Source organism: Methylosinus sp. Ce-a6, from assembly GCF_009811655.1.
Lineage (GTDB): Bacteria > Pseudomonadota > Alphaproteobacteria > Rhizobiales > Beijerinckiaceae > Methylosinus.
On sequence record NZ_BGJX01000064.1, the window covers coordinates 1 to 7,417 of the forward strand.

8 protein-coding genes are annotated in these 7,417 nt (G+C 66.7%); 5 read left to right on the forward strand and 3 right to left on the reverse strand.

Annotated features, from left to right (window positions below; translation table 11 throughout):
- Positions 1 to 172: 172 nt before the first annotated feature.
- Together Mspo_RS19100 and Mspo_RS19105 are read right to left on the reverse strand one after the other, a co-directional pair.
- Positions 173 to 571, reverse strand: a complete 399-nt coding sequence (locus Mspo_RS19100) for a hypothetical protein (protein ID WP_159732841.1) — start codon at positions 569 to 571, stop codon at positions 173 to 175.
- A 205-nt stretch (positions 572 to 776) separates the two neighbouring features.
- Positions 777 to 1,703 carry a glycine--tRNA ligase subunit alpha gene (locus Mspo_RS19105; protein WP_159732843.1) on the reverse strand — a complete coding sequence of 309 codons (927 nt, stop codon included), beginning with the start codon at positions 1,701 to 1,703 and terminating at the stop codon, positions 777 to 779.
- A gap of 151 nt (positions 1,704 to 1,854) precedes the next feature.
- On the opposite strand from Mspo_RS19105, the gene Mspo_RS19110 reads away from it, so the two are divergent.
- From Mspo_RS19110 to Mspo_RS19120, 3 genes are all read left to right on the forward strand, one after another.
- Positions 1,855 to 2,241 (forward strand): copper resistance CopC family protein, encoded by a 387-nt coding sequence (locus tag Mspo_RS19110; protein ID WP_159732845.1) that lies wholly within the window; start codon positions 1,855 to 1,857, stop codon positions 2,239 to 2,241.
- Positions 2,242 to 2,244: 3 nt separating this feature from the next.
- A complete protein-coding gene (locus Mspo_RS19115; RefSeq protein WP_159732847.1) occupies positions 2,245 to 3,891 on the forward strand; it encodes a copper resistance D family protein in 1,647 nt (548 codons plus the stop codon).
- Positions 3,892 to 3,997: 106 nt separating this feature from the next.
- The gene (locus Mspo_RS19120; protein ID WP_159732849.1) at positions 3,998 to 4,573 is read left to right on the forward strand and encodes a carbonic anhydrase; all 576 of its coding nucleotides are present in this window, start codon (positions 3,998 to 4,000) and stop codon (positions 4,571 to 4,573) included.
- A 292-nt stretch (positions 4,574 to 4,865) separates the two neighbouring features.
- Here Mspo_RS19120 and Mspo_RS19125 read toward each other — a convergent pair whose 3' ends face one another.
- Entirely contained in the window at positions 4,866 to 5,729 is an 864-nt protein-coding gene (locus tag Mspo_RS19125) for a cell envelope integrity EipB family protein (RefSeq protein WP_159732851.1), read from the reverse strand.
- A gap of 264 nt (positions 5,730 to 5,993) precedes the next feature.
- On the opposite strand from Mspo_RS19125, the gene Mspo_RS19130 reads away from it, so the two are divergent.
- Positions 5,994 to 6,479, forward strand: coding sequence for a RidA family protein (locus Mspo_RS19130; RefSeq protein ID WP_159732853.1), 486 nt, complete (start codon positions 5,994 to 5,996; stop codon positions 6,477 to 6,479).
- 3 nt (positions 6,480 to 6,482) lie between these two features.
- Positions 6,483 to 7,259 carry a glycerophosphodiester phosphodiesterase family protein gene (locus Mspo_RS19135; RefSeq protein ID WP_201281763.1) on the forward strand — a complete coding sequence of 259 codons (777 nt, stop codon included), beginning with the start codon at positions 6,483 to 6,485 and terminating at the stop codon, positions 7,257 to 7,259.
- The last annotated feature ends 158 nt before the right edge of the window (positions 7,260 to 7,417 follow it).

The window sequence follows — 7,417 nt, forward strand, 5'->3', positions numbered from 1 at the left end:
CAGAAAGTACCCCGAAACTCTCGGGAAAGCCGGGCATGCGCCCGCGACCTATCGACTCATTCCCCGGACAGCCGTGCGCTACGCGGGAGAAAGGGCGGCCGGCGTCGCGCAAATCGTCGAAAAGGGCCGAATCCGCTCCCTCTCCCGCATGAGCGGGGGAGGGACGAAGCTTTCAATTCAGCAAGGCTTTGGCGAGGTGGCGCGCGAGCGCGCCCGGGAGCGCGCAAAAGCGCACATGCCATTCATTCACGCCGAGCGCGCCGGCGGCGATGCGCGCGAGCCGGCCGCTCTCGGCGTCGAAATCCTCAGAGGCGAGCACGCAGACGGGCCGGCGCTCGCCGCCCTCGCGCGCGACGCCGATGACGACGGCGCGCGCGAAACCCGCCACCAGTTCCTCCTCCTCGGCCGAAAATATCGTGCAGACATAGCGTTCGCCGCGGCCGGCGCGCCAGGAATAGAAGCGCTCGCGAAGCGGCGTCGAATGCAGCGCCGCCAATCCCCGCCCGCGAATGGCGGAGCCTTCCGCCCTCGCCGGCCCGTCCCGGCGCTCGACCTGATCCACGACGAACATGACGACCTCACCGAGACTCGAAAAGACGAGAACAAATTTAGAACATAAAAAGAACTTTTGTCAAACTCCTGCGAGTTCACGCGCCAAGCCCTACAGGGGCAATCATGTAAACGAGACGAGGCGCCGCAGGAGGCGTTTCCACCTCCCCATCGAGGGGGAGATCGAGCGCCTTTCCGGCGTTCGCCCGATGGCCTGATTAATGCGCCTACGCCGCGGCGGAGCCGCCATCGGTGCGCAGCCAGGCGGCGCCGCAGGCGCGCGCCAATTCGCGCACGCGCAGAATATAGCTCTGCCGCTCGGTGACCGAGATCACGCCGCGCGCGTCGAGCAGATTGAAGGCGTGGCTCGCCTTGATGCATTGGTCATAGGCCGGCAGCGCCATCAGATGGCGCTCCCCTTCGCCCTTGTCGCCGAACGCGAGCAGAGCGCGGCATTCGGCCTCGGCGGCGCGGAAGTCGGAGAAGAGCTTCTCCGTATCGGCGGCCTCGAAATTATGACGCGAATATTCCTGCTCGGCCTGCCGGAAGACGTCGCCGTAAGTCACCTTGTCCTCGTCGCCGCCGTTGAAATTCAGCTCCATGATCGAATCGACGCCCTGCAGATAGCAGGCGAGGCGCTCGAGGCCATAAGTCAGCTCGCCGGAGACGGGCGCGCAATCGAAGCCCGCCACCTGCTGGAAATAGGTGAATTGCGAAATCTCCATGCCGTCGCACCAGCACTCCCAGCCGAGCCCCCAGGCGCCGAGCGTCGGGCTCTCCCAATCGTCCTCGACGAAGCGGATGTCATGGAGCGTGGCGTCGACGCCGATCGCCTCCAGCGAGGCGAGATAGAGCGACTGCAAATCGGGCGGCGAGGGTTTCAGGATCACCTGATATTGATAGAAGTGCTGGAGGCGATTGGGGTTTTCTCCATAGCGCCCGTCTTTCGGGCGCCGACTCGGCTGCACATAGGCGGCCTTCCAGGGCTTGGGGCCGAGCGCCCGCAGCGTCGTCGCCGGATGAAAGGTGCCGGCGCCCATCTCCATGTCATAGGGCTGCAAAATGACGCACCCCTGCGCCGCCCAGAAATTCTGCAGGGTCAGGATGAGGCCCTGGAACGAGCGGGAGGACGAAAATCTGTCTGGCGCGGTCATTTGCATCGGTCCTTAATGCTGCGGCGCGCAGGCTAGTCGCCGCGCGCGCGCCGGTCAACGAGGCCGGGCGCCCGCAAAAAAGCCGCGCGCCGGCCCGCCTGTCGAGCTATTGTCAGGCCGAAGGCGACGGAGAAGGGGTGCAGGGGCTGGAATGAGGGGGCGTGATTTCGTCTTTGCGCTCGGGGGAGCGGCGGCGGCGATCTGGATCTATGGGGCGAGCTCCGCGCAGGCGCACGCCGTCCTCTCCGAGTCGGCTCCGCGAGAGGCGCAGACCGTCTCGGGTCGCGATCTCGAGGTCAAATTGCGTTTCAACTGCCGCATCGACGCGCGTCGCTCGCGGCTGCTGTTGATTTCGCCGGAGATGCACGGGACGGTTCTCGCGCTGCGAGAGGCCGCCGCCGCCGACGAATTGCGGGCCGCGCTCACCGATCTGCGACAGGGGGACTATCGGCTGCATTGGCAAGTGCTGAGCGTCGACGGGCACATTACCCGCGGCGACATCTCCTTTCGCGTCGGCCCTCGATCCACGCGGCAGTGATCCATGCAGCAGTTCATCGAGATCTACGGCTTTCTGAGCGTCATCCTGCGCGGCTCCATTTCTGGCGCGCTGTCGCTCGCGGTCGGCGGCGTCGCCTTTCTGCTGCTCGTCGCCCGGCCGCTCGCGCCGCGGCTCGGCGCGGCGGCGGAGACGATTTGCGAGCGGGCGCGCGCCATCGTCTTTTGGAGCGCCCTCGCCCTCGCCCTTCTCGTCGCCCTCGACGCCACGGCGCTCGCGGCCATGCTCGTCGGCGCGCTGGAGCTCTCCTTCGCGGACGCGCTGACCGCCGATGCGGTGAAGGCCGACGCGCTCGCGGCGGCGCCGGCCCTGGCGCTCGCTGTCGCGATTCGCGGCCCCTCGCTCCGGCCGACGCCTCTCGCCATCTTCGCGGCGGCGCTCGTCTGCGCGCGTCTCGGCGCGACTCATGCGGTGAGCCGGCTCGACAATCCGCCCGGCCTCGTCGCCGCGGAGCTCGCGCATCTGATCGGCGTCGCTCTGTGGATCGGCGGCATTCCCTATTTTCTGATGGCGCTCGCCCGCGCGCCGGACGGCGAGGCGCAGCGCGCGATCGGCTTCCGTTTTTCGTATCTCTCCATGGCGGCCGTGGCGATGATCGCCGCCGGCGGCGCAGCGATGTCGCTCGTCTATATCGGCGCTTTCGAGAATTTCTACGGCGTTTCCTATGGCGTCATGGTGGGCGCCAAGATCGTCCTCTTCGCGGGACTGCTGTCGCTCGGCGCGCTCAATTTCTTCGCCGTCCGCGGCGCTCCGCGCGATGAGACGGCCGTCGCGCGGCTGCGCCGTTTCGCGGAAGTCGAGATCGGCGTCGGATGGACCATCGTCTTCGCCGCCGCCTCGCTCTCTTCCCTGCCGCCGGCCGTCGATCTCGCGCGCGACCGGGTGAGCGTCGCCGAGATCGTCGAGCGGCTGACGCCGCAATGGCCGCCCCGCCTCGAGAGCCCGGACCATGCCGCGCTCTCCGTCTCGCTGCCGCCGATCCGGACCGCGCGCGCCGATGACGCGCTTGCCGCGGAGACGGCCGACGCCGTCGCCGCTTCGATGGCGGCGCAGCGCAACGCCGAGGACATCGCCTGGTCGGAATACAATCACCACATCGCCGGCCTGTTCGTCGCGGCGATGGGGCTGCTGGCGCTGCTCGAACATTGGCCGCGCCTTTCCCCCTTCGCGCGCCATTGGCCGATGCTGATGCTCGGCCTCGCCGGCTTCCTGTTTCTGCGCGCCGACGAGGCGGTCTGGCCGCTCGGCCAGCTCGGCCTCATCGAGAGCCTGCGCGATCCGGAGATCGCGCAGCACCGCATCTTCCTCGCGCTCATCGTCGGTTTCGGCGTTTTCGAATGGCGCGTGCGGACGCGGCGCGTGAAGGCGCGATGGGCGCCTCTCGCCTTCCCGCTGATCACCGGCGTCGGCGGCGCGCTGCTGCTCGCCCATTCGCATGGGCTCGCCAATATAAGGGAAGAGTTTCTGATCGAGATCACCCACACGCCGCTGGCGCTGGTCGGCCTCCTCGCCTCCTCCGCCCGCTGGCTGGAAATTCGCCTTCCCGGCCCTGGCGCGCGCATCGCCGGAATCGTCTGGCCGATCGCTTTCACTTTGGCGGGATTGATGCTGCTCGCTTATAAAGAGGCGTGATTACTCATGCAGCCGATTAATGGGCGCATGAAAAATCTGCATTTTAAACCCCGAAAGCCCGCGCCTTAGAAACTCTCCACGGCGAAGAGCCGAATGGGAGGGAAAAATGACGATTCTCGCGGAAGTCTTGGCGGCGAACGACCAATATGTCGCGGATTTCGGAGACAAGGGGCGGCTCGCTCTGCCGCCGGCGCGGCGTTTCGCGATCCTGACCTGCATGGACGCGCGGCTCGACCCCGCCAAATACGCCGGCCTTTCGGAAGGCGACGCGCATGTGATCCGCAACGCGGGCGGCCGCGCGTCGGACGACGCCATTCGCTCGCTCGTCATCTCGCACAAGCTGCTCGGCACGCTCGAATGGTTCGTGATCCATCATACCGACTGCGGCATGGAGCTGTTCTGCGACGAGGTCATGGCCGACCTTCTGGACGACAGCCTGGAGACGGCGGCCTTCGACGGGACGGCGTGGTCCAATCCGAAGCATGGCGGCGGCTGCACGGCGGGCCATTTCGTGAAATGGCTCACCATCGCGTCGCAGGAGGAGAGCGTCTATCAGGACGTCAAACGCGTCCGCGAGCATCCGCTCGTCCCGAAATATATTCCGATCTACGGCTTCATCTATGACGTGAAGAGCGGCAAGCTGATCGAGGTCCCGAAGGCGACCGAGGCCGGCCGCGCCTGAGCTTCAAAAAAGAGTCGAGACGAAAAAAGCCCGACGCGACGCGCCGGGCCTGTATTTTTCATCCGTTCGAATGCCTGCGGAATAGAGCGTTTCCAGCCGAAGTGGACGCCGGGTCGGCGTCCGGAAACGCGTCAAAACAAAAGCTTAGGGTCTTTCCGTGTTTCAATGAAACACGGAAAGACCCTAGCGCCCGGCCCGTCATTGCGAGGAGCGAAGCGACGAAGCAATCCAGAGCAGCGGGGCGGCTCCTGGATTGCTTCGCTTCGCTCGCAATGACGGCGCGAAGGCCGTGTCACATCTTGCAGTTCGCCGAGCTCGGCAGCATCGAGAGCTCGGTCATCTCGCCGGTCAGCGCGAAATCGCCATAGTCGAGCTTCAGCGCGCGCGAGACGCCGTTCTCATAGAGATCGAAGGACAGCACATAGACCGGCTGCTCGTCGCGCTTGCCGGGCTCGAAATAGGAGATCGACACCGGCCAGCGCTTGAGCTCCGCGAGCTCCTTGATCTGCGCGGCCTTTTCGGTGACGGCGCCATTGGTGGGGCGGCCGATCACGCTCATCGTGTCGAAGATTTTCTCGCCGTCGCCGGAGCCGTCGAAGACCTTGGCCTCGAGAATGCGCTCGTCGGCCTGCGCCGCCGCGAGAATGTGGCGCAGATGCTCGGTCGGGAAGAGCGCCCCGCCGTCGAGCGAGAGCGTCGACTGCTTGGGCCGGGCGAGATCGACCGAGAGCGCCGCCCCCGTCTTCTTCTTGGCCTTGCCGTCTATGTCCTCGGCCTGGACATTGTCGAGCTTGGTCTCGATGCGGAAGCGGAAATCCTTGCCGTCGCCGGCCTCGAAAGTGGCCGAGCGCATGTCGGAGAGGCGCGCCGGGCCTTCGGAGGGCTGCAGCTCGGTGATCTGGCGGAAATTCTGCACCCAGCCCTCGCAGGAGGAGCCGGTGAAATCGAAGGCGATGCGGCCGCGCGCCGCGGTCGGAGCCTTGCTGCCCGAGGCCTGGGCCAGCGTCAGATCATAGACGGCGCGATGCGGCGCGAGCCGGGGCTGCCCGGCGACGGCGGCGACAGTGGCGGCCGCGTCCGCCAGCGCCGCATGGGGCGCGAGGGCGACAAGGGAGGCGCAGGCGAGCGTCGCGCCGATGATATGTTTCAGAGCCATATGGGGTTTTCTCCCTCTGTCGAGCTCGAGGCTGGTTACGGTCCGGCTCTCCCGGCGCTTCGCGCGACGACGACAGGGGCCGGCTGGCCTCTTTATCGCTCCGGCGCGTCCCAGCGGCGCGAAGGCGCTCGCTCGATCACTCTATCTCGGGCGAACAAGATGTCGAGGCGAAGTCTCGCTCGACGCATTGCCTCGCGACCTTGGCCAAATTACGGTCGCGGACAAAGCCGAGAGATTCTTTCGAGAAACAGAAAGGAACGCGCGATGACCGACACAGCGCAGACGCCGCTCGCCCGGCTCGAGGCGCTGGGGCTCACCCTCCCCACCCCGGCGGCGCCGGTCGCCAATTACGTCCCCTGGACGCGCTCGGGCAATTTCGTCTTCGTCTCCGGACAATTGCCCGTCGGGCCCGGCGGCGCGATCGATCCGGCGCATAAGGGCAAGCTCGGCGCGACTGTCGCGCTCGAGGCGGGCCAGGCGGCCGCCCGCGTTGCGGCGCTCAATCTGCTCGCCCAGGCGGCCGCGGCGGCGGGCGGCGATCTTTCCAAGCTGCGCGCGCTGCGCCTCGGCGGCTTCATCAATAGCGCGGGCGATTTCGGCCAGCTTCCGCAAGTGCTGAACGGCGCCTCCGATCTCGTCGCCGCCGTGCTCGGCGAGAACGGACGCCATGCGCGCTTCGCCGTCGGCGTCGCGCAGCTTCCGCTCGATGCGGCGGTGGAAGTGGACGGAACCTTCGAAGTGCTGGAGTAGGCGATGATGCCGGGCGATGGCGCTCCCTATCACTGGCTCACGGAACGTCCCATCGCCCATAGGGGCCTGCACGATCGCTCGAAGGGCGTCGTGGAAAACTCGCTGTCGGCGGCGCGCGCCGCCGCCTGCGCCGGCTATGCGATAGAATGCGACGTGCAGGCGAGCGCCGACGGCGAGGTCGTCGTCTTCCACGACGAGACCTTGGAGCGCCTGACCGACGGAACGGGACGTCTCGACGCGCTGACCCGTTTCGAGATCGCCCGCCTGACGCTGCGCGGAACGCGCGAAGGCGCGCCCACCTTACGCGATTTTCTCGCGACGATCGGCGGACAGGTTCCGCTGTTCATCGAGATCAAGAGTCGTTTCGACGGCGATCTCTCGCTCGCCCGTAGTGTCGCGGAGATCGTCGCGCATTATCGCGGTCTCGCGGCGATCGAGAGCTTCGATCCGGCGCCGATCGCCGAATTGCGGGCGCATTTCGACGCTCTCGGCATAGCGGGCGCGCCGCTCGGGATCGTCGCGCAGGCCTCCTATGAAGGAGCGGAATGGAGCGCGCTCTCCGCCTCGCAAAGAGAAGAGCTGACGCAATTCTCCCATGTCGAGCGCACGCGGCCGGATTTCCTCTCCTTCAACGTCGCCGATCTGCCGCATGAGATTGCGCGCCGCTGCCGCGAGGAGCGCGGCATTCCCGTCACGACCTGGACCGTGCGCGACACAGCGCAGGCGAAGGCGGCGCTCGCCTTCGCCGATCAGATCGTCTTCGAGGGATTTATGCCGTAACGCCTCCTCCCCGGCCCTCCCCCGCTTCGCGCACGGCTGTCCGGGGAAAATCAGGCATAGTGGAGTTCCAGCTGGTCTGGGGATTTCCATCGGCTCGGGACGAGGTATTTGGGCGGCGGCTCGTCGAGGAGCGCGATGGGTCGGCGGGCGAAGAGGAA

Coding starts and splice junctions, on each gene's coding strand:
- Mspo_RS19100 (WP_159732841.1), bottom strand. CDS start 571: ATGTTCGTCGTGGATCAGGTCGAGCGCCGGGACGGGCCGGCGAGGGCG.
- Mspo_RS19105 (WP_159732843.1), bottom strand. CDS start 1,703: ATGACCGCGCCAGACAGATTTTCGTCCTCCCGCTCGTTCCAGGGCCTC.
- Mspo_RS19110 (WP_159732845.1), top strand. CDS start 1,855: ATGAGGGGGCGTGATTTCGTCTTTGCGCTCGGGGGAGCGGCGGCGGCG.
- Mspo_RS19115 (WP_159732847.1), top strand. CDS start 2,245: ATGCAGCAGTTCATCGAGATCTACGGCTTTCTGAGCGTCATCCTGCGC.
- Mspo_RS19120 (WP_159732849.1), top strand. CDS start 3,998: ATGACGATTCTCGCGGAAGTCTTGGCGGCGAACGACCAATATGTCGCG.
- Mspo_RS19125 (WP_159732851.1), bottom strand. CDS start 5,729: ATGGCTCTGAAACATATCATCGGCGCGACGCTCGCCTGCGCCTCCCTT.
- Mspo_RS19130 (WP_159732853.1), top strand. CDS start 5,994: ATGACCGACACAGCGCAGACGCCGCTCGCCCGGCTCGAGGCGCTGGGG.
- Mspo_RS19135 (WP_201281763.1), top strand. CDS start 6,483: ATGATGCCGGGCGATGGCGCTCCCTATCACTGGCTCACGGAACGTCCC.